Origin of the sequence: Rhodococcus pseudokoreensis (assembly GCF_017068395.1) — a bacterium.
In the GTDB taxonomy this organism is placed as follows: domain Bacteria; phylum Actinomycetota; class Actinomycetes; order Mycobacteriales; family Mycobacteriaceae; genus Rhodococcus_F; species Rhodococcus_F pseudokoreensis.
In genome coordinates, this window is the sequence record NZ_CP070619.1 from 3778313 (window position 1) to 3798242 (window position 19930).

Annotated in this window: 22 protein-coding genes and 3 tRNA genes; 14 read left to right on the top strand and 11 right to left on the bottom strand. The window is 68.5% G+C overall.

The window, feature by feature from the left end:
• Positions 1-4 precede the first annotated feature (4 nt).
• Positions 5-910, bottom strand: a complete 906-nt coding sequence (locus tag JWS13_RS22370; RefSeq protein WP_206007518.1) for a LysR family transcriptional regulator — start codon at positions 908-910, stop codon at positions 5-7.
• Positions 911-1011: 101 nt separating this feature from the next.
• Here JWS13_RS22370 and JWS13_RS22375 point away from each other — a divergent pair, with 101 nt between their 5' ends.
• Positions 1012-1377, top strand: a complete 366-nt coding sequence (locus tag JWS13_RS22375; RefSeq protein ID WP_160096199.1) for a YybH family protein — start codon at positions 1012-1014, stop codon at positions 1375-1377.
• Between the two features lie 74 nt (positions 1378-1451).
• Complete coding sequence (locus tag JWS13_RS22380; RefSeq protein WP_087561568.1) at positions 1452-1925, top strand: hypothetical protein; 474 nt, start codon at positions 1452-1454, stop codon at positions 1923-1925.
• A gap of 74 nt (positions 1926-1999) precedes the next feature.
• Here JWS13_RS22380 and JWS13_RS22385 read toward each other — a convergent pair.
• The 3 genes from JWS13_RS22385 to JWS13_RS22395 form a co-directional block, all read right to left on the bottom strand.
• Positions 2000-2072 (bottom strand) — tRNA-Arg (locus tag JWS13_RS22385).
• Between the two features lie 54 nt (positions 2073-2126).
• Positions 2127-2218, bottom strand: a tRNA-Ser gene (locus tag JWS13_RS22390).
• Positions 2219-2317: 99 nt separating this feature from the next.
• Positions 2318-3043 (bottom strand): dienelactone hydrolase family protein, encoded by a 726-nt coding sequence (locus tag JWS13_RS22395; protein ID WP_206007519.1) that lies wholly within the window; start codon positions 3041-3043, stop codon positions 2318-2320.
• 61 nt (positions 3044-3104) lie between these two features.
• Between JWS13_RS22395 and hisC the strand changes: the two genes are divergently transcribed.
• Positions 3105-4181, top strand: coding sequence for a histidinol-phosphate transaminase (hisC, locus tag JWS13_RS22400; RefSeq protein ID WP_206007520.1), 1077 nt, complete (start codon positions 3105-3107; stop codon positions 4179-4181).
• Positions 4182-4270: 89 nt separating this feature from the next.
• Entirely contained in the window at positions 4271-5968 is a 1698-nt protein-coding gene (locus tag JWS13_RS22405) for a bifunctional metallophosphatase/5'-nucleotidase (RefSeq protein WP_206007521.1), read from the top strand.
• Positions 5969-5977: 9 nt separating this feature from the next.
• On the opposite strand, the gene JWS13_RS22410 is transcribed toward JWS13_RS22405, so the two are convergent.
• Positions 5978-6979 (bottom strand): alpha/beta hydrolase, encoded by a 1002-nt coding sequence (locus JWS13_RS22410; RefSeq protein WP_206007522.1) that lies wholly within the window; start codon positions 6977-6979, stop codon positions 5978-5980.
• Between the two features lie 144 nt (positions 6980-7123).
• Entirely contained in the window at positions 7124-7756 is a 633-nt protein-coding gene (locus tag JWS13_RS22415) for a maleylpyruvate isomerase family mycothiol-dependent enzyme (protein ID WP_206007523.1), read from the bottom strand.
• Between the two features lie 94 nt (positions 7757-7850).
• On the opposite strand from JWS13_RS22415, the gene JWS13_RS46475 reads away from it, so the two are divergent.
• From JWS13_RS46475 to JWS13_RS22435, 4 genes are read left to right on the top strand one after another with little or no spacing between them, the layout of a single operon-like run.
• Entirely contained in the window at positions 7851-8165 is a 315-nt protein-coding gene (locus tag JWS13_RS46475) for an ArsR/SmtB family transcription factor (RefSeq protein WP_225858314.1), read from the top strand.
• Positions 8165-9148, top strand: coding sequence for a TIGR03086 family metal-binding protein (locus JWS13_RS22425; protein ID WP_206007524.1), 984 nt, complete (start codon positions 8165-8167; stop codon positions 9146-9148). Before JWS13_RS46475 ends, JWS13_RS22425 begins: the two co-directional genes overlap by 1 nt.
• A 24-nt stretch (positions 9149-9172) precedes the next feature.
• Positions 9173-9964, top strand: a complete 792-nt coding sequence (locus JWS13_RS22430) for a VOC family protein (protein WP_206007525.1) — start codon at positions 9173-9175, stop codon at positions 9962-9964.
• Position 9965: 1 nt separating this feature from the next.
• Positions 9966-10328, top strand: coding sequence for a TfoX/Sxy family protein (locus JWS13_RS22435; protein ID WP_206007526.1), 363 nt, complete (start codon positions 9966-9968; stop codon positions 10326-10328).
• 453 nt (positions 10329-10781) lie between these two features.
• On the opposite strand, the gene JWS13_RS22440 is transcribed toward JWS13_RS22435, so the two are convergent.
• The 4 genes from JWS13_RS22440 to JWS13_RS22455 all read right to left on the bottom strand — a co-directional run bounded on the left by JWS13_RS22440 (position 10782) and on the right by JWS13_RS22455 (position 12783).
• Positions 10782-11423 carry an RES family NAD+ phosphorylase gene (locus tag JWS13_RS22440; protein ID WP_206007527.1) on the bottom strand — a complete coding sequence of 214 codons (642 nt, stop codon included), beginning with the start codon at positions 11421-11423 and terminating at the stop codon, positions 10782-10784.
• Positions 11420-11944 carry a hypothetical protein gene (locus JWS13_RS22445; RefSeq protein WP_206007528.1) on the bottom strand — a complete coding sequence of 175 codons (525 nt, stop codon included), beginning with the start codon at positions 11942-11944 and terminating at the stop codon, positions 11420-11422. The genes JWS13_RS22440 and JWS13_RS22445 overlap by 4 nt, the downstream gene beginning before the upstream one ends.
• Before the next feature lie 227 nt (positions 11945-12171).
• A tRNA-Ser gene (locus JWS13_RS22450) sits at positions 12172-12258 on the bottom strand.
• Positions 12259-12300: 42 nt separating this feature from the next.
• A complete protein-coding gene (locus JWS13_RS22455; protein WP_087561581.1) occupies positions 12301-12783 on the bottom strand; it encodes a MarR family winged helix-turn-helix transcriptional regulator in 483 nt (160 codons plus the stop codon).
• 122 nt (positions 12784-12905) lie between these two features.
• Between JWS13_RS22455 and JWS13_RS22460 the strand changes: the two genes are divergently transcribed.
• Positions 12906-13901 (top strand): NAD(P)H-quinone oxidoreductase, encoded by a 996-nt coding sequence (locus JWS13_RS22460; RefSeq protein WP_206007529.1) that lies wholly within the window; start codon positions 12906-12908, stop codon positions 13899-13901.
• Positions 13902-13969: 68 nt separating this feature from the next.
• Here the strand turns inward: JWS13_RS22460 and JWS13_RS22465 are convergent, their stop codons facing one another.
• On the bottom strand, positions 13970-15172 hold the full coding sequence (locus JWS13_RS22465; protein ID WP_012691164.1) for a cysteine desulfurase-like protein: 1203 nt from the start codon (positions 15170-15172) through the stop codon (positions 13970-13972).
• A 132-nt stretch (positions 15173-15304) separates the two neighbouring features.
• Between JWS13_RS22465 and JWS13_RS22470 the strand changes: the two genes are divergently transcribed.
• The 5 genes from JWS13_RS22470 to rsgA all read left to right on the top strand — a co-directional run bounded on the left by JWS13_RS22470 (position 15305) and on the right by rsgA (position 19875).
• On the top strand, positions 15305-15898 hold the full coding sequence (locus JWS13_RS22470; RefSeq protein WP_124394233.1) for a bacterial proteasome activator family protein: 594 nt from the start codon (positions 15305-15307) through the stop codon (positions 15896-15898).
• A gap of 48 nt (positions 15899-15946) precedes the next feature.
• On the top strand, positions 15947-16819 hold the full coding sequence (wzm, locus tag JWS13_RS22475; protein WP_124394232.1) for a galactan export ABC transporter permease subunit Wzm/RfbD: 873 nt from the start codon (positions 15947-15949) through the stop codon (positions 16817-16819).
• Positions 16820-16831: 12 nt separating this feature from the next.
• On the top strand, positions 16832-17728 hold the full coding sequence (wzt, locus tag JWS13_RS22480; RefSeq protein WP_124394231.1) for a galactan export ABC transporter ATP-binding subunit Wzt/RfbE: 897 nt from the start codon (positions 16832-16834) through the stop codon (positions 17726-17728).
• Positions 17725-18636 (top strand): galactofuranosyltransferase GlfT1, encoded by a 912-nt coding sequence (gene glfT1, locus JWS13_RS22485; RefSeq protein ID WP_206007530.1) that lies wholly within the window; start codon positions 17725-17727, stop codon positions 18634-18636. Before wzt ends, glfT1 begins: the two co-directional genes overlap by 4 nt.
• A gap of 198 nt (positions 18637-18834) precedes the next feature.
• Positions 18835-19875: a ribosome small subunit-dependent GTPase A gene (gene rsgA, locus JWS13_RS22490; protein WP_206007531.1), complete on the top strand. Its 1041-nt coding sequence runs from the start codon at positions 18835-18837 to the stop codon at positions 19873-19875.
• Positions 19876-19930: the final 55 nt, after the last annotated feature.

Below are 19930 nucleotides of genomic sequence, written 5' to 3' on the forward strand. Positions count from 1 at the left end.
CGAGTCACCCGGCGGCGGCGGACGCGGTCTGCACGTCCCCGAAGGAGCGGCGGGTGTGCCGGACGAGTTCGCGGAGCGCGGGACCTCCGAGGCTCTTCCAGACCAGCGCGAGCACGGCCGGGATGTCGACGCCGTCGAGGGCGACCGCCGTCAAGCGGCCCCGGTAGTCGGTGGCCATCGACTCGCTGAGGATCGCGACCCCCAGCCCGCGGATCGCGAGGTCGGCGACGGCGTCGGGTGCGCTCGCCTGCAGGGCGATGTCGGGACGCAGGCCGGCGGCCGCACACGCCTCGTCGAACACCGTCCGGATGCCCGTTCCGGTCGGCATACAGACGATCGAATGGTCGCCGAGTTCGGCGAGCGTGACTCGCGACTGCCCGGCCAGCGGGTGATCCGGCGACACCGCGGCGACCAGCCCCTCGCTGATGATCGGGAAGGCGTCCAGCCCTTCCGGCGGGGCGGTCGAGGTGGCGACGAGAGCGAGATCGATCGCACCGGCGCGGACACGTTCGACGAGGCGGTCGGAGCTGTCCTCCGTCAGCGTGATCTCGATCCCGGGGTGCGCGACGTGGAACGCGGACAGCGCGTCGAACAGCGGCTTGATCGTGCACGCGGTGACCATCCCGACGACGAGCCTGCCGCGGATCAGCTGGTTGACGTCGTCGACGGCCTGCCGCATCGCGTCGGCCGAGGCGAGGGCCGCGCGGGCGTGCAGCAGCGCCGCCTCCCCCGCCGACGTGAGCGTCGCCGTCCGGCTGGACCGGTCGATCAGCGTGGCGCCGAGGTCGTGCTCGAGTTGCCGGATCTGCGCGCTGATTCCCGACTGGCTGATGTGGACGCGTTCCGCGGCGCGGGTGAAGTTCGCTTCCTCGGCGACCGCGACGAAATACTCGAGCTGCCTCAGTTCCATAAGCAATGATTCTAGTATTCAGCAGAACTATCTGTTGGACTTCCGGTTGCGGCGGCACCACCCTGGAAAGGGACAGCAGTTCACCCACGAAAGGATTCCCGGTGACCGACTACGAGAAGGCCCAGCACCCCGAAGACCTCACCCGACTGTTCGTCGAGCGCAGCAACGCAGGCGACGCGGCCGGAGTCGCCGCCCTCTATGAGGAGAACGCCGTCATGGCGTACCCGCCCGGCAGCCGGACGGTCGGCCGGGCCGCCATCCGGAAGCTGTGGGAGTCGGTGCTCGCGAACGCGCCGCACTTCGAACCCGAGACGCCGCTCCCCACCCTGATCAGTGACGACATCGCGCTCACGTCCACCCCGCCGAAGGACGGATCCGGCGCGCGGGCGCAGGTCGTCCGCAGGCAGCCGGACGGAACCTGGCTCCGGCTCCTCGACCAGCCGGAGTTCGTCCCGCCCACCAGCTGAGCCGGCCCCTACACGGCATGAACTTCGTTGTCCACCATTGCATCTGCATTCGGATCGGTGGGATCATAGAGGTCATGCGCAGACCGCGTTGGCCGGCAGTAGCACCACCCACCACCGGAGGACACCGGGTGCACGGCCCCCTGCTCCTCACGGCCGAAGACCACCTCACGCTCGAGCTGTTCGAGATCGTGGCATTCCCGGACGGCCTCCAGCTCCGGATGGCCCTGACCGCCACGGGCAGGCCCGCGGAGCTGGCGCAGTACGAGACCCGCTCGCTGTCCGACCCCGACGATCCCTCGACGCGGTGGTCCTACCTGTCGGTGCGGGCGCGCGTCGACGACATCGAAGGTGAGGCCGACCCCTACCACCCGGCGGCGGCGTCGAAGCCGTGCGGGAGCGGGCCCCCCGAGTACCGGACGGAGCCGCACTACTGGCTCGACGCGATCCCGGCGTCGGGCTTCATCTCGGTCACCGCCGGCTGGCCGCGCATCGGTCTCGGTTCGACGACCACCACCATCGGCCTCGAATCGAGCACGCGAACGTCGTGACCTTCCGGCCCGACGGACCGGCGACAAAGAGAAGCCCCGCCGCCTGCATCACTGCAGTCGACGGGGCTTCTTTGTGCGCCCGAAGGGATTCGAACCCCTAACCTCTTGATCCGTAGTCAAGTGCTCTATCCGTTGAGCTACGGGCGCATGTTCTTCAGTTGTCGAACTTGTCTAACTCTCACCGGCCGTCTAGGCCCGGTGTGGCGGAGGCGAGAGGATTTGAACCTCCGGTCCCTCGTAAAAGGGACAACTCATTAGCAGTGAGTCCCATTCGGCCGCTCTGGCACGCCTCCCTGGGGTGGTTCCGATCCCTTCGGACCGCCGGTGCGAAAGATTACACACCTTTCCACCACAAAGGCAAAACGGCTGGTCAGCGCGCAGGAATGGCCGGTCTAACGCAGGTTGCTGTCGAACCAGTCGAAGATCCGCCGCTGCGCGTCGACGATGGCCTGCGCGCCCGGGTCGTCGTCCCGGCCGTCGAGCACCTGGGGCGGTTCGTCGGCCCGGTGCGCGAGCCCGGCGTAACTCACGACGAGTCCCGCGACGTCGGACTTGGCGGTGGCGTCGCGGAGCATCTCGACCTGATCGGGCGGTGTGTACGGATCGTCCTCCCCGTACAGACCGAGCCAGGGCGCCTTCAGCCCGGGCGCCGCGTGCACCAGCGCGGGCGCGTCCTCCGACAGCGGTTCGACGATCCCGCGGGCGGCGACACTCACGGCGGCACCCACGGGACGGGTGGTGGCGACGAGCAGGGCCGCGGTCCCGGCGTCGTCGAAACCGAGCACCCCCACGCAGTCGGCGTAGATCCCCCGCGCGATCAGCCAGTCGAAGGTGGCGTCGAAGTCGGCGAACAGGGCGTCGCCGAACACCTCGACGTCGCTGGTCGCCGGCTCCCGGTGGAAGAGGTGCGGCGCCACCGTCACCCAGCCCTCCATCGCGAGCGAACGCATCAGATCGAGGAGAGCGTCACTGAACGTGCGCGACTCGTGCAGGATCACGATCCCGCCCCGCGCCGGACCGTCCGGTTCCACCGCGGTGAGCGGAACGCGCCTCTGCGGGTCTACGGGCGCGTCTCCGGACGTCCGCAGGGCTGCACTGTCCCTGAAGAATCCCGACATGTCCCTACCTTGGCACGAAGGGGGCGTCGGCGCAGTGGATCGGGAGGCGCATAATCGCCTGGTGACTCCGCGAACCAGGGCAGACCTCGACTCGATCACGGCATACGTTCCCGGCAAGAGCTATCCCGGCGCGATCAAGCTGGCCAGCAACGAGACCACGCTGGGACCGCTGCCGAGCGTGCGCGACGCCATCGCGGACGCCGCCGCCAACGCGAACCGGTACCCGGACAACGGTCACGTCGCGCTGATCGCGGCCCTCGCCGACCACTTCGGGGTAACCGCTGCGAACATCGCCGTCGGGGCCGGATCCGTGAGCCTGTGCCAGGAACTCGTCCACGCCACCTGCAACGACGGCGACGAAGTCATGTTCGCGTGGCGCTCGTTCGAGGCGTACCCCGTGGTCACCAGCGTGGCGGGCGCGGTCCCTGTCACGGTGCCCCTCACCCCCGACTACCGGCACGACCTCGATGCGATGGCGGCCGCCGTCACCGACCGCACCCGACTGATCTTCGTCTGCACCCCCAACAATCCGACCGGGCCCGCCCTGAGCACGGATGAGCTCGAGCGGTTCCTCGACGCCGTGCCCGACCGCGTGGTCGTCGCCCTCGACGAGGCCTACTTCGAGTACAACCGGTCGGGCGCCGACGGTCTCGACCTGTTCCGCCGGTACCCGAACGTGGTGGTGCTGCGCACGTTCTCCAAGGCGTACGGCCTGGCGGGTCTCCGCGTGGGATACGCGATCGCCGATCCCGCGGTCGTCACCGCGCTGAGCAAGGTCCACATCGCGTTCACGGTCAATGCCGTCGCGCAGGCCGCCGCCATCGCGTCGCTGGCCGCGTCCGGTGAACTGCTGGCACGCACGGACGGCGTCGTCGCCGAGCGGGGCCGGGTGCGCGACGCCCTTCTCGCCGCCGGATACGAGGTGCCCGAATCCGCCGCCAACTTCGTCTACCTCCCGCTGGGCACCCGCTCCGGAGCGTTCGGTGCGGCCAGCGCCGAGGCCGGTGTCGTGCTGCGCCCGTACGGCGACGACGGGGTGCGGATCACGATCGGCGATCCAGAGGAGAACGACGCGTTCCTTGCGTTCGCGACGAGCACCGAGGCGCGCTCGATCGCGAACGTCGCCGTCCGGGCGTAACGCTCGAGATGTAAACGTTACCCACGGGTACAACGCCCGTGACTCCTTGTTGGCAGACTCAGTGAGGTTTTGCCGAAGGGAGACCGTCCATGCGTCGCCGCACCGCGCTCCGCACCGCCGTGCTGGCGGCCGGACTGGCGACGACGCTGGCGATCTCGGTGACGTCGGGGCTGTCGGCGCAGGCCCAGGATTCGGCGGTCTCCGTGCGGCTCCTCGCCTTCAACGACCTCCACGGCAGTCTCGAACCGCCGCCCGGCGTCCGCAGCCAGGTCAAGCACGCCGACGGTTCGCTGGTCCCGGCCGGCGGCGCCGCCTACCTGGCCGCCTACGTCGCCCAGCTGCGCGGGCAGGCCACCCGTTCACTGCTGTATTCGGTGGGCGACAACTGGGGGTCGTCGGCGCTCGAATCCGCGATGTTCCACGACGAACCGACCGTGCAACTGCTCAACGAGATGGGCGTCGACGCGTCCGCGATCGGCAATCACGAACTCGACGAGGGATACACGGAGTTCCGGCGGATGCAGACCGGCGGCTGCCATCCCGTCGACGGCTGCCGGTTCGGAAACACGTTCGCGGGCGCGAACTTCCCGCTCCTCGCCGCGAACATGGAGTTCGACGACGGCGCGCCCGCGACACTGCCGTTCACCGTCGACTACGTGGAGGGCATCCCGGTCGGGGTCATCGCGACCATGCCCGCCGACACCGCCACGATGGTGACACCGGAGGGCGTGGGCGGGCTGCGTTTCACGGACGAGCTCGCGGCCGTCGACCGGACCGCGGATCTCCTCGACTTCTTCGGCGTGCGGGCCATCGTGCTGCTGCTGCACAAGGGAGCCGAACCCGTCGCCGACAACGGCCCGAACTCGTGCGAGGTGACGTCGGGACCGGCACGCGACCTCGCGCTGCGGGCGTCCCCGAAGGTCGACGTCATCTTCACGGCCGACAGCCACCAGCAGTACAACTGCTCGTTTCCCGACCCGATGGGGAACCCGCGCGTCATGATGCAGGGCGCGTCCCACGGCCGCATCGTCTCCGTGGTCGACGTGTCGATCGACCGCACCACCCGGGACGTCCTGCGCGACCGCGCGTCCGCGTTCAATCAGGTCGTCACCCACGACATCCCGCCCGACCCCGACGTCCAGGCACTCGCCGACAGCGCCACCGCCCAGGCGTCCCGGATCGGTGCGGCGCGGGTGGCGTCGCTGTCCGGCGACCTCACCCGCGACGAGGCCGCCAGCGGTGAATCGACCCTCGGAAACGTCGTCGCCGACGCCCAGCTGGCCGCCGGGTCCGGGTACGGCGCCCAGGTGGCGCTCACCAACCCCGGCGGACTCCGCGAAGACCTACTGCGGGGCGTCGACGGGGCCGTCACCTACGGGCAGACGTACGCCGCTCAGCCGTTCGGCAACACCCTCGAGGTCCTGACCGTCACCGGCGCGGTGCTGAAGGCCGCCCTGGAGCAGCAGTTCCAGCCCCGCGGCGACGGCACGGTCACGGAACGGATCCTGGCGCCGTCGCGTTCGCTGACGTACGCCCTGAACCGCTCGGCGATCGTCGGCGAACGCATCTCGGACCTCCGGGTGAACGGCGAACCCGTCGACCCCGCGCGCCCCTACCGGGTGGCGGTCAACAAGTTCCTCGCCGACGGCGGCGACGGCTTCGATGCGTTCCGCACCCGCATCGAGGCGGTGCACGCCGGCTGCGACCTCGACGCCCTCACGACGTATCTGGGAGCGAATTCACCGGTCACGGCCCCGAACATCGACCGGATCACCGTGGTCGGTTAGGAACGCTGGTCAAACGCCGAGCGCGCTCTTCAGGACCGGCCACGACGTGCGCAGTTCGTCCTGCCAGTACGGCCACGAATGCGTGCCGAAGTTGCGGTAGGTGAACGTCGCCGGGATCGCGAGCTGGGTCAGGCGCCGCTGGAACGTCTGCGTGCAGAGGTTCGCCGCCGCCTCGAGGGGACCGCCGACCGCGATGGTCGACGCGATGTCTCCGGTGATCTCGTACGGTCCGGGAAGCCCGTTGCCGGTGGAGATGTAGATCTGCTTGCCGCGCAGCGCTTCGGCGTTCACCGACGGATCGTGCGCGGTCCAGGCGGGATCGGTGTCGGGACCCCACATGTTGGCCGGGTTCCCGCCCTTGAACGCGACCGTGCCGCGGACCGAGTCACGCGAGCTGGGGTTCGAGTTGTCGAGGCATCCGCTGTAGGCCGCGAGTCCGCGGTAGAGCTGCGGGTGCCTGGTGACGAGGTTGGCGGCGCCCATCGCGCCCATCGACACACCGGCGACGGCGTTGACGCCGTTGCCGCTGAAGTTCTTGTCGATGATCGGCGGGAGTTCGTCGGCCAGGAACGTCTCCCACTTGTTGATTCCCAGCGTGGGGTCGGGCTGCAGCCAGTCGGTGTAGTAGCTGGCCGTGCCCCCCACCGGGAGCACCACGTTGACGTTCTTGTCGGCGAAGAACTGGACGACGTCCGTCTTCTGCGTCCACGTGCTTTCGCGGAAGTCCGACTCGGCGCCCGCACTGACGCCGTCGAGCAGATACAGCGACGGCCGCGAGCCGCCACCGGCGGGATGCAGGACCTGCACCTGGACGACACGGCCCATGGCGGGGGAATTGATGAAGACGGCGCTACGGGTGTCGGTGAGCGGGACGATCTTGTCGACGCTCGCGACGCCGTGGCCCTGGGGCGCGACCGGAGCAGGCACCGGATCGGCCACAGCAGTGAACGCCGGCCCCAGGAGGGTCAGTGACACTGCCAGACCGACAGCAGCCATTGCTTCGCGACGCATAAGGTAAACCCTCTTCCCCGGACTGTGTGGACCCCGATTGCACAGTACAAAATGCGTCCGGTCAACAAGAGCTTAGAGGGTTTGTGACACCTGTGTGCTCCACCGTGATCACGTTGTAGTCACCACGGTTCGCTCGGAGGACCGCTACTTGGACAGCGCCGACTTCAGCTTGTCCAAGCCGTCTCCGCCGAGTTCGTCGAGCGAGGCGCCGCGACCCGTCATCGCCAGCACGAGCGCCAGCATCGGGCCGGAGACCTCGGGTCCCGATCCGGTGGTCCAGTCGGTGTCGGTGGCCCGCAGCGTCAGCCCGGCGACCCGCGACTTCGACCCGATCAGCAGGTTCGAATTCTTGTAGAAGTCGGCGACCCGGACGACGGCGTCCATCGGGTACTCGTGCGTGATGCCGAGCGGCCGGCGGATGTCCTCGCCGTGGACGATCATCTCGCCCAGCATGGCGTCGATCGGGCCCGGCGGGTGGGTGGAGTCGGCCATGTGCGCCCGGAACTCGTCGAGCGCCTCCGCCGGTGTTCCTTCCTCTTCGTGTGCGATGTCCTTCTCGAACATGGTGTTGATCCGAAATCCCGACCCGACGAGCTTTCCGACGAATTTCGGCGGCGTCATCTTCTCCGTCGCCGTCATGTGCGCGAACACGTCCCGCACTGTCCACCGCTCGCAGAGCGACGGCGTCGACCACTGAGTGTCGGTCAGCGGTTCGAGGTCGTCCACCAGGGCGCGGCGTTCTTGGTGAATCGTGGGCCAGGGGCTTGACGTTGTCATTTTTCACTCCCTCGTCGCCAAGAATTCTCCCACCTCGCGGCGTCGGCGGCGAGACCCATTGCACAACGCGTTAGTCACGACTAACGTATTGGTCGTGCTCGATCAGTTGGAAGTCGCAGCTGAGCCCACCCGGAGACGCCTCATGCAACTGCTGACCGCAGGTGAACAGACCGTCAACAACCTCGCCGCACACTTCCCCGCGAGCCGGTCTGCGATCTCGCAACATCTCCGGGTGCTCACCGAGGCCGGGCTGGTCACCGCGCGCAAGGACGGACGCTTCAGGTACTACCGGCTCGATCCTCAGGGACTCGCACAGCTCCGCACGTTGTTCGACTCCTTCTGGATCGACGAACTCGACCGCCTCGTCGCGGACGCCACCGACGAAGCAGGATCCAAAGGAGACAGCTGATGCCATTCGACAAGACCGTCGTCGTCCCGCTGGACCCGGACGCCACGTTCGATCTCGTCACCAGACCGGACCGATTGCGGCGGTGGCAGACCGTCGCGGCCCGCGTCGACCTGCAGGCCGGCGGCGAATACCGGTGGACCGTGGTTCCCGGACACTCGGCGGCGGGCACCTTCCGGGAGGTCGTGCCCGGACAGCGGGTGGTGTTCGGGTGGGGCTGGGAAGGTGACGACGAACTCCCACCCGGATCGTCCACCGTGACGGTCACTCTCACCCCGACCGCCGGCGGCACCGAGGTGCGCCTCGTGCACGACGGGCTGAACGCCGAACAGGCCGCCCGCCACGCGGAGGGCTGGAACCATTACCTCGACCGGCTCGTCGCCGCCGCGCAGACGAGCGACGCCGGGCCCGACGACTGGGCGGCCGCACCGGACCCACTCGACGAACTGTCCAGCGCCGAGGCGACATTGGCCGTCGTGCAACGCGTCCTCCGCGGCGTCACGGCCGACGACATGTCCAAGCAGACGCCGTGCACCGAGTTCACCGTCTCGCAGCTCGCCGATCATCTCGTCGGTTCGATCACCTCCCTCGGCGGCGCGGCGGGCGCGACGTTCGACGACGACCCCGGCAAACCCGTCGAGGCCAGAATCGCCGACCTCGCCCAGCCCGCGCTGGAGGCGTGGCGCAATCGCGGCGTCGACGGAACCGTGACGCTCGGGACGAACAGTTTCCCCGCGACCGTCGCAGCGGGGATCCTGTCGATCGAATTCCTGGTTCACGCCTGGGATTTCGCGGCGGCGACCGGTGGTGACGTGGCAGTATCGGAGCCGCTCGCCGAATACGTGCTGGCGTTGACACACAAGATCATCTCGCCCGAAGGCAGGAAGGCAGTCGGGTTCGACGACCCCCTACCCGTCGAGCACACCAGCGACGCTGTGACCCGGCTCATCGCCTACACCGGCCGCCACCCCGTCCCGGCGGCCTGACACCTCACACGGAAAGGTCCAGTCATGCCCAACAAGTCGGAATACGCCCAGGGAACACCGAGCTGGGTAGACCTCCAAACCAGCGATCAGGACGCGGCCAAGAAGTTCTATTCGGAACTGCTCGGCTGGGAATACGACGACCGGCCGATGCCCGAGGGCCCCGTCTACTCGATGGCCACGGTGCGCGGCGAGAACGTCGCCGCCATCGCGCCACTGCCGCCCGACGCCGCGAAGGCGGGGGCGCCTGCGAATTGGAACACCTACATCGCGGTCGACGACGTCGACGCGACGGTCGCGAAGGTCCCCGGCGCCGGCGGCCAGGTGCTGATGCCGGCGTTCGACATCTCGGACGCCGGCCGCATGTCCTTCGTCACCGACCCCACCGGAGCGGCCGTCGGACTGTGGCAGGCGAACAGGCACATCGGGGCCTCGCTCGTCGGCGACCCGGGCGCGTGCCTGTGGAACGAACTGAACACCGGCGACGTCGACAAGGCACTCGCGTTCTACAACAGCGTCTTCGGGATCACGTCGTCGACGATGTCCATGGGGCCGGAGTACACGTACCACTTGCTGGAGGTGGGTGAGGATCAGGTCGGGGGCTGCGGTCAGCCGATGACGCCCGGCACCCCCAATCACTGGCGGGTGTACTTCGCCGTCGAGAACGTGGACGCGAGCGCCGCCAAGGTCGTCGAACTCGGCGGCACGATCGTCGAAGAAGCGATGGACATCCCCACCGTCGGCCGCATGGCCGGTGTCGCCGACCCGCAGGGCGCGACGTTCAGCATCATGACGCCCGAGGAACGTCAGGATCAGTAGCGTGAAGATGCCGAAACCGTCCGATGAGGACAAGCAGTTCTTCCGCTCGCTGATCCCCGACACCCCCGGCGTCGAGGTGAAGCCGATGTTCGGCAACCTCGGCGCGTTCGTCAACGGCAACATGTTCGCCGGACTGCTCGGGCCGAGCGTCGGGGTGCGGCTCCTGAACGAGCAGGCGAAAGCTGAACTGGCGTCCACCGACGGCGTCGGCGGATTCGGCCCGGGTGAGAAGCCGATGCGCGAATACCTGGCTCTGCCCGACCGGTGGCGGGACACCCCGGACCTCGCCACCCCGTGGATCGAACGCGCGCTCGCCGAGGTCGCCGAACTGCCACCGAAACAGCCGAAGCCGCAGAAGAAGTAGAAACGACAGCAGCCCCGACCTGGAGTGAAACCAGGTCGGGGCAGTGCTGCTCGAGAATCTGCAGCATGTCCGGTTTCGGTATCCACCGGCGGGGGCGCGGGCGAATTCACTTATCCCGTCCCGACCACTCCGGCGGCCGAAAGTCCAACCAACGTCAAATCTGCCTGAACTTTGACATTCGACCTGCAAGGACGAAGGTGCTTTCATCTGGACTCTCGCGCCGGCGGCGGTGCTCGGTACAGCAGAGGCCGGCGATGCCTACAACGGCGCGAACAGCGTGCCGAACATGGTGTACGAGCTTCCGGCACGAGGACGGTGACAGCGAGTACGTCATGGACATCGTCGACCCCACCGCTTCGACCTCGCCGACACCTCGGCGAAGTGGTCAGCACTGTCGCGCTACGCCCAAGCCCATCCTGACCGGGTCCGTCGATGCCTCGCGATCGCCGAGGTTCACAGTTCGCTCAGGCCTTGACCTGAAGTCGGCGGCGATACGATGCGCACCGACCGCGGCGGGCGTGCGACGGTGAAGCCGTGCCGGCGAGCGGCCACCGTGAGCGGCTCGGAACTCGGGTCGGTCGGCCAGTCCGCCTCACCCGCCTCCCCGAACAGCGCCACTGCGTTGGCGCTCGGGCCGGTGGTGAAGCGGGTCTGGTACCGCAGGCCGGTGAAGCTGACGGCCTCGAACGCGGCGGCCCATTCCTGCGGCACCGAGTAGGGGGTCATGGACGACAGTTCTCGGGTCAGACCGAAATCCGCGGCCGCCTCCGCGCAGGTGTCGGCCACGCGGTGTGCGTGAGGCACGACCAGGGTCGACAGCTGGCGTAATGCGGCGAAGTCCTCGCTGATGATCCCGGTCGCCGCCAGCGCCGCCCCGACGGTCTCCCGGATCGCGGTGAGCTCGTCGAGCGCGAGGTAGCAGGTGCCCCGTGGCGGTGTCAGATCGAACCGGCCGCCGCCGGAGGAGGAGAACCACCACGGACCGTTCCCCTTGTTGTGTCCGCGGTGCAGCGCCTGCGCCGCGGTGAGCTCGCAACCGGGGAAATGCTGCAGTGGACGGGCCGGAGGGCGGAGGGCAACGGAGTCTCGGCTCACGCGGCCCACCGCTCCGCGTCGGCCCGAGCCAGCGCTAGCGGCTCCTCGACCGAGCGGCCGGTGGTGACCCAGTCGACCGCAGTGCGGTCGCCGAGTTCGGGCTGCGGGCTGCGCAGCCAGACCGCGCAGGTCCACGGGTCGGCGGCTGTGCGCAGAGCCTTCCACAGGGCGATCAGGTGCGGATGCACCGTTCTCGCGTCCGTGAACTGCCACGTCGGGTAGACCCACTGGCCGTCGTCGAGCCGGCAGGCGATCACGGTGCCTGCGGCGACAGCCTTGTTGACCGCTTGGCGGCTGATGCCCCACCACCGGGTCAGGCCGCCGGTGTCGTAGAACGGGCCCACCAGTAAGTCGTAGACGTGGGTGGTGGGCAGTGCCGCGGCCATCGACGCGGCGATCGATTCGACATCGTCGAAGACCTCGGCGGGGACGCCGGCCGCGCGCGCGTCGGTGAACGTCTCGTGGACGCGGCGGGTGAGAAGGGCCATGAGCTTGCGTTCCTGCTCGACCAGGGTGTCCATGTGATCCCCTTTCGGGTCAACTGTGTCAACCCAAGTGTCCTCAGATCCGACAACCACGTCAACGCCATTAGAGCTCGTTGCTCCAATCCCGTCCAATGTTCGATCAGGCTCGATCCGCGGCAAGTGTGGGCAAAACGTGGGCACGGGCCGACTGACCCTCACTGGTCACCGCAACGAAAAAGGCTCTGACCTGGCGTCCAGCGCCACATCAGAGCCTTTTCACTCCGCGGAAGCGGAGGGATTTGAACCCCCGGTGGGTTTAACGCCACGCTCGCTTTCAAGGCGAGTGCATTCGGCCGCTCTGCCACGCTTCCGTGGGCGATCTTATCGGTACGGTGGCGGCATCGGGCAACCGGTCAGCGGTCGCCGATGGCCTTGTCGACGCGTTCGAACACCTCGGCGAGAACCTTGAGCTGAGACTTGGTGAGCAGATCGACGAGGTTGCTGCGCACGCCGGCCACGTGGGTGGGGGCCGCGTCGGCGAGCCGGGCGCGACCTTCGTCGGTGATGACGGCGAGCACCCCGCGGCCGTCCTCGAGGCAGGTGTCGCGGGTGACCATGCCCTGCGCTTCCATCCGCCGGATCTGGTGGGTGAGGCGGCTGCGGGAGGAGAGGACGCCGTCCGCGAGGTCGCTCATGCGCAGCGAACCGTCCGGCGACTCGGACAGCAGCACCAGAATCCGGTAGTCCGCGAGGGAGAGGTCGTGTTTCTCCTGCAGATCCCGGTTGAGGACGTCCATCAGCCGCTGGTTGCCGTCCATGTATCCGCGCCAGGCGCGCATCTCGGCCGCCGTCAACCAGTTGGTTGCGGCTTCGGCGTCGGAGGTTTCTGCTGTCACAGGTTCACATTCTAGTAGTCCGACATTACTTTCCAGTAGCGTGCGGTGGCCGAAGAGGCCGAGCGGTCGATTGGACCGGTCGCGGGCACCGGACGCGGGTGCGTTTCGCTAGCGTCGTTCCTATGTATGCGATCACGATCGACCAGCCGGGCGGCCCCGAAGTCATGACGTGGGCCGAGCAGCCGGACCCGGAACTTCCCCCCGGTCACGTTCTCCTCGACGTCGCCGCGACGGCCGTCAACCGCGCCGACCTGTTGCAGCGTCAGGGGTTCTATCCGCCGCCGCCCGGGGCCAGCGACATCCTCGGGCTCGAATGCTCCGGCACGATCGCCGAACTCGGCGAGGGAGTGTCCGGCTGGTCCGTCGGCGACCAGGTGTGTGCGCTGCTGGCCGGCGGCGGCTACGCGGAGAAGGTGGCCGTCCCCGCCTCGCAGCTTCTGCCGCTGCCCGAGGGCGTCGATCTGCTCGTCGCGGCGTCGCTGCCGGAGGTCGCGTGCACGGTGTGGGCGAACGTCGTGATGGGCGCCGGACTGTCCCGCGGCGACGTGCTGCTGGTGCACGGCGGTGGCGGCGGCATCGGCACCCACGCCATCCAGGTGGGCGTCGCGCTGGGGGCCCGCGTGGCCGTCACCGCCGGATCCGAGGAGAAATTGGCGCGCTGCCGCGAACTCGGCGCCGACATCCTCGTCAACTACCGCGAAGCCGATTTCGTCGACGAGATCCGCAAGGCGACGGACGGACACGGCGCCGACGTGATCCTCGACAACATGGGCGGCGCCTACCTGGACCGCAATGTCGACGCGCTCGCCGCCGACGGCCGGCTCGTCGTGATCGGCATGCAGGGCGGCCGCAAGGGCGAACTGGACCTGGGCAAGGTGCTGGCCAAACGCGCCCACGTGACGGCCGCCGGACTACGGGGGCGCCCCGAGTCGGGTCGCGAGGGCAAGGCCGACATCGTCGCCGACGTCCGCAAGCGGCTGTGGCCGCTGATCGCGGAGGGCGCGGTCCAGCCCGTCGTCTCGGCCGAACTACCCATCACCGAGGCTCCGCGCGGACACGAACTGCTCGACTCCGCGGACACCGTCGGCAAGGTGATCCTGACGATCCCGCGGAACTGACGCCTCGTCCGGTGTGACAGTCCGGTGTGACATTCGTCCCGACGAAACGAATGTCACATCGGGCGGGCTCAGCCCAGGGTGGCGAGCTCGTTGACGAGCTGGTCGATCTCGTAGCGGGTGGTGTACGGCGCGAGACCGATGGTGACGGCGCCGCCCTCGTCGTTGACACCCAGGGCGTCGAGCAGCCGGGAGCCGCCGTGGACGCCGCTGACGGTGGCGATGCGCTTGTCGGCGAGGTGCGACGCGACCTTGTCGGCCGAGACTCCGGCGACGGTGAAGCTGAGCGTCGGAACCCGACTCGGCGACCGGCCGATGACCATCACCTGCGGTAGCCGCTTCAGCGAGGACATGAGGTGGTCGAACAGGGTGTCCTGGTAGTTCTGCAGCGAGCTGATGGACGCCTCGAGCTTCTCGCGCCGGGAACCGGTGGCCGACTCGTCGAGGTTCGCGAGGAAGTCGATCGACGTGGTGAGGCCGGCGAGGAGCGCGAACTGGTGCACCCCGACCTCGAGACGTTCGACACCCCGCGCATACGGGTTGAGCGACACGGCCGGGATGCGGTCGAGGAGCGACGGGTCGCGGAAGACGAGTGCCCCGACCTGCGGTCCGCCCCAGGAGGTGGCGCCGACGGCGACGACGTCCGCACCGAGTTCGTTGATGTCGACGTGCGCGTAGGGGGCGGCGCCGATCGCGTCGACGACCATCAGTCCGCCGACTTCGTGGACGCGGTCCGAGGCGACGCGGACGTCGGGCGCCGAGCCGACGATCGGGGAGGCGGCGGTGAGTGCGACCAGGCGCGTCGTGGTGGTGATGAGGTCCTGGAACTGCCAGCTGGGGAGTTCGCAGGTCTCGATCTCGACCTCCGCCCATCGCACCTGGGCGCCGTAGCGGCTGGCCACGCGCAACCAGGGGGCCACGTTCGCTTCCTCGTCGAGGCGGGAGAGCACGAGCCCGGTTCCGAGACCGAGTCGCGTGCTCAGCGACTCCGCCAGCCAGGCCAGGAGAACGGATCGGTCGGGTCCGAGCACGACCCCGGCGGGATCGCCTCCGACCAGGTCGGCGACGGCTGCTCGGGCCGCATCGAGAACCGCCGCACTGCGCCGGCTGGACACATGTCGTCCGGTCGACGAAGAGGCAGAAGCCCGGAAGGCCGTGGAGACAGTGCGCGACACCGCGTCCGGAATCTGCATGCCGGCCTGCGGATCGAGATGGATCCAACCGTCGCCGAGTGAGGGGATGAGTCCCCGAACGCGGGCAACGTCGTAAGCCATGCCCGACACTCTAAGACCCCAAGTCAATACGGTCGAAGCCAGCCATCGATTGTTGCCAGATGCAACAAAGATGGAAAGGGCCAAATCGGACGCACTTTCGCACTGCCGCGCAGGAACAGCCAAGATGGAGGCATGACGAACTCGGAGAATGAACACGTAGTCGTGATCGGCCCCGACGGTCAGCCCATGGCGATTCCCGTCGCCGAGGCGGCGAGCAAGCCCGAGGGCTCCGACGCCGCGGGAGCCGCCGCCGCCGAGAACGGGAACGGCACCGAGTCGATCGCCGACATGGTGGAGCAGCCGGCCAAGGTCATGCGCATCGGAACGATGATCAAGCAACTCCTCGAGGAGGTGCGCGCAGCACCGCTCGACGACGCCAGCCGCAACCGGTTGAAGGAGATCCACAAGTCGTCGATCCGCGAACTCGAGCAGGGCCTGGCCCCCGAACTGCGCGACGAACTCGAACGCCTCACGCTGCCCTTCACCGACGACACCGTCCCCACCGACGCCGAACTCCGCATCGCGCAGGCACAGCTGGTGGGGTGGCTCGAAGGACTGTTCCACGGTATCCAGACGGCCCTGTTCGCCCAGCAGATGGCGGCCCGCTCCCAGCTCGAGCAGATGCGTCAGGGAGCCCTGCCTCCGGGCATCAGCATGGGCAACCCGCACGGGCCGCACAACAACGATCCGGGATCGCAGTCGAGCGGTACCGGCCAGTACCTGTAGCAACGGGCGAAACAGCATGGAACTCGACTCCCGGTAGGCTCGGTGCCCGTGTCAGCATCCGCTATCGAAACCGAGGCCGCAGGCGGCCCGCTCCCGGCGTCCGACTCGCAGACCTTCCGTCGCGCGTTCAAGGACCTCAGGGACGGCTTCGCTCAGCGCGAGCTGTGGCTGAGCCTCGGCTGGCAGGACATCAAGCAGCGTTACCGCCGGTCGGTGATCGGCCCGTTCTGGATCACCATCGCCACCGGCGTGCAAGCCGCGGCGATGGGCATCCTGTACTCGGCCCTGCTGGACATCCCGCTGGACGAGTTCCTGCCGTACGTCACGGTGGGTCTGATCGTCTGGAACCTGATCAGCGCGAGCATCCTCGAGGGGTCCGAGGTGTTCATCGCCAACGAGGGGCTGATCAAACAGCTGCCGTCGGCGCTGAGCGTCCACGTGTACCGGCTGGTGTGGCGGCAACTGCTGCTGTTCGCCCACAACCTCGTCATCTACGTGATCATGCTGTTCGCGTTCGGGGTGTGGCGGCACCTGACCTGGACGTCGCTGGCCGCGATCCCGGCGATCGCGCTGATCGTCGTCAACGCGGCGTGGGTGTCGATCATGTTCGGCATCTTCTCCACCCGCTACCGGGACATCGCGCCGATCCTCGGCAGCATGACGCTGCTGCTGTTCGTGCTGACACCGATCATGTGGACCACGCAGAGCCTGGAGGCGCAGGGCGGTCAGGCCGCCGAGCGCGTCAAGCTCGCCGAGCTGAACCCGCTGTTCCACTACCTCGATATCGTGCGCGCGCCGATGATCGGGCAGGACCAGCAGGCGTACCACTGGTACATCGTGCTGGCCATCACCGTCGTCGGCTGGACCGCCGCCATCCTCGCGCTTCGCAAGTACCGGGCCCGTGTGCCCTACTGGGTTTAGGGGTCTGAAGACATGACAGAACATGTGAGTATCGAGACGCGGGATGCCTGCGTCGACTTTCCGATCTTCGACGCCAAGTCCCGGTCGCTGAAGAAGGCGTTCCTCGGCAAGGCCGGCGGATCCATCGGTCGCAACAACTCGGACGTCGTGGTGGTCGAGGCCCTGCGCGACATCAACCTGTCGCTGAAGGAAGGCGACCGGATCGGTCTGGTCGGCCACAACGGTGCCGGCAAGTCGACGCTGCTGCGGTTGCTGTCCGGCATCTACGAGCCCACCCGCGGCAGCGCGAGCATCCGCGGTCGCGTGGCCCCGGTCTTCGACCTCGGTGTGGGCATGGACCCCGAGATCTCCGGCTACGAGAACATCATCATCCGCGGGCTGTTCCTCGGGCAGACCCGCAAGCAGATGCTCGCGAAGATGGACGAGATCGCCGACTTCACCGAACTGGGCGAGTACCTGTCGATGCCGCTGCGCACGTACTCCACCGGCATGCGGGTGCGCGTCGCGATGGGCGTGGTCACCAGCATCGACCCGGAGATCCTGCTGCTCGACGAGGGCATCGGCGCCGTCGACGCGGAGTTCATGAAGAAGGCGCGCGTCCGGTTGCAGGCCCTGGTGGAGCGGTCCGGGATCCTGGTGTTCGCCAGCCACTCCAACGAGTTCCTCGCCCAGCTGTGCGACCGGGCCATGTGGATCGACCACGGTCAGATCCGGCAGGAGGGCGGCATCGAGGACGTCGTCCGCGCGTACGAGGGCGACGACGCCGCCGACCACGTCCGCCACGTGATCTACGAGATGGACCGGGAGAAGTCCGGGCTGACCCGCGCGGCCGAACGGGACGCCCGTAGCGTCGGATCGAACGAGCGTCCCGTTCGCACGGCCGCGGAAGCCGAGGCGGAGTCCGCGTGAGCGCTGCTGCCGAGCGGATCGTCGGCGTCGTCGTCACCCACAAACGCCGGGAACTGCTGGCGGAGTCGCTGAAGGTCCTCGGCTCGCAGACGCGTCCGCTGGACCATCTGGTGGTCGTGGACAACGCCGCCGAGGACGACGTGCGCGCACTCGTCGAGTCGTCCGGGATCCCCACCAGCTACCTCGGGTCGCAGCACAATCTGGGCGGGGCGGGCGGCTTCGCCCTGGGGATTCTGTACGCCCTCTCGCTCGGCGCCGACTGGGTGTGGCTCGCCGACGACGACGGCAGGCCCGAGGGGCCGAAGGTCCTGGAGACGCTACTCGACTGCGCGCAGCGGCACGGGCTGGCCGAGGTGTCCCCCGTGGTCTGTGACATCGACGACCCCGACCGGCTCGCGTTCCCGCTGCGCCGCGGCGTCGAGTGGCGTCGGCTGCGGTCCGAACTGTTCACCGACGGCGACGACTCGGCCGACCTGCTGCCGGGCATCGCGTCGCTGTTCAACGGCGCCCTGTTCCGGGCGTCGGCGATCGACACGGTCGGCGTCCCCGACCTGCGGCTGTTCGTCCGCGGCGACGAGGTGGAGGTGCATCGCCGGCTGGTGCGGTCGGGGCTGCCGTTCGGCACGTGCCTGCAGACGGCGTACGTGCACCCGAACGGCGCGGAGGAGTTCAAACCGATCCTCGGCGGCCGGATGCACACCCAGTACCCGGACAACGAGACGAAACGCTTCTTCACCTACCGCAACCGCGGCTATCTGCTGTCCCAGCCGGGCATGCGGAAGCTGCTGCCGCAGGAATGGGTGCGGTTCGGGTGGTACTTCCTCGTCACGAGGCGTGATCCGCAGGGTCTGCGGGAGTGGATGCGGCTGCGCAAGCTGGGCCGTCAGGAGCGGTTCGAGCGGCCGTAAATTCGGTTGCGCCCGGGTTCCGCCGGGTGGGAGCATCGTGGGGTTCCGGTCGAAAGATCCCGATGTGCTGCGAAGGAGTGAGTGTCCGATGACTGTCTCGTCGGTCGACGCCGCGTGCGTCCACTCCCCCTTCCCCCTCGCCTGACCGAACCCGCGCAGTGGTCCGGTCGGCTCATCGACCCGAGGATCACACCCACCATGTTCGATTCTGGACACCTCCTGCCCTACGGCTGGAACGACACTCTTTCCGACACCTTCGACAGCTACCCCGACGACGGCCGCGAGCCCGGCCGGGTGATCCGCGTGGACCGCGGGCGCTGCGACGTCGCCGCGCCCGCCGGCGTCGTCCACGCCCTCGCCGGTGAGCACACCCTGTGCACCGGCGACTGGGTGACACTTCACCGGCACGGCGACGACATCGCCGTCGCCGATCTGTTCCCCCGGCGCAGCGCGATCGTCCGGTCGTCCGCGTCCGGCCGGTCCGAGGGGCAACTCCTCGCGGCCAACGTCGACACGGTGGTGATCGCCGCCGCACTGGACACCGCCCTCGATCTCGGGCGCATCGAACGACTGCTCGCGCTGTCGTGGGAGAGTGGCGCGCAGCCGGTGGTCGCGCTCACCAAATCCGATACCGTGCAGGACGTTTCCCTCGCGACCGCGGAAGTGGCGGCGGTGGCGCCGGGCGCGACCGTGGTCGCGGTGAGCGCCGACACCGGCGACGGCGTCGACATCCTCACCGCCGTGATCGACGGGACCGTCGCCCTCATCGGACCGTCGGGCGCGGGCAAGTCGACGCTCGCGAACGCGTTGCTCGGCGCGGACGTGCTCGCCACCGGACGCGTCCGCGAGGGCGACAACAAGGGACGCCACACGACGGCGCACCGGGAACTGCTGCCGCTGCCGTCCGGCGGCGCCCTGATCGACACCCCGGGACTGCGGGGTGTCGGCATGTGGGACGCGGCCGACGGCATCGACAAGACGTTCCCCGAGATCGAGGAACTTGCGGCGCAGTGCCGGTTCGCGGACTGCTCGCACGAGACCGAACCCGGCTGCGCGGTCCTCGAAGCGGTGGCCGGCGGCGCATTGCCCGAACGCAGACTCGCCAGCTACCGCAAGCTGATTCGCGAGAACGGGTGGATCGCGTCCCGCAGCGACGCACGGCTGCGGGCCGAGCGGGAGCGTGAGTGGAAGACCATCGCCCGCTGGCAACGCCAGATGTACCGCAGCCGCGGTCACTGACCGAGCGTCCGCCCCGCATCCCCGTTCACTCCCTGAGCCGGGATGCGGGTGGCAA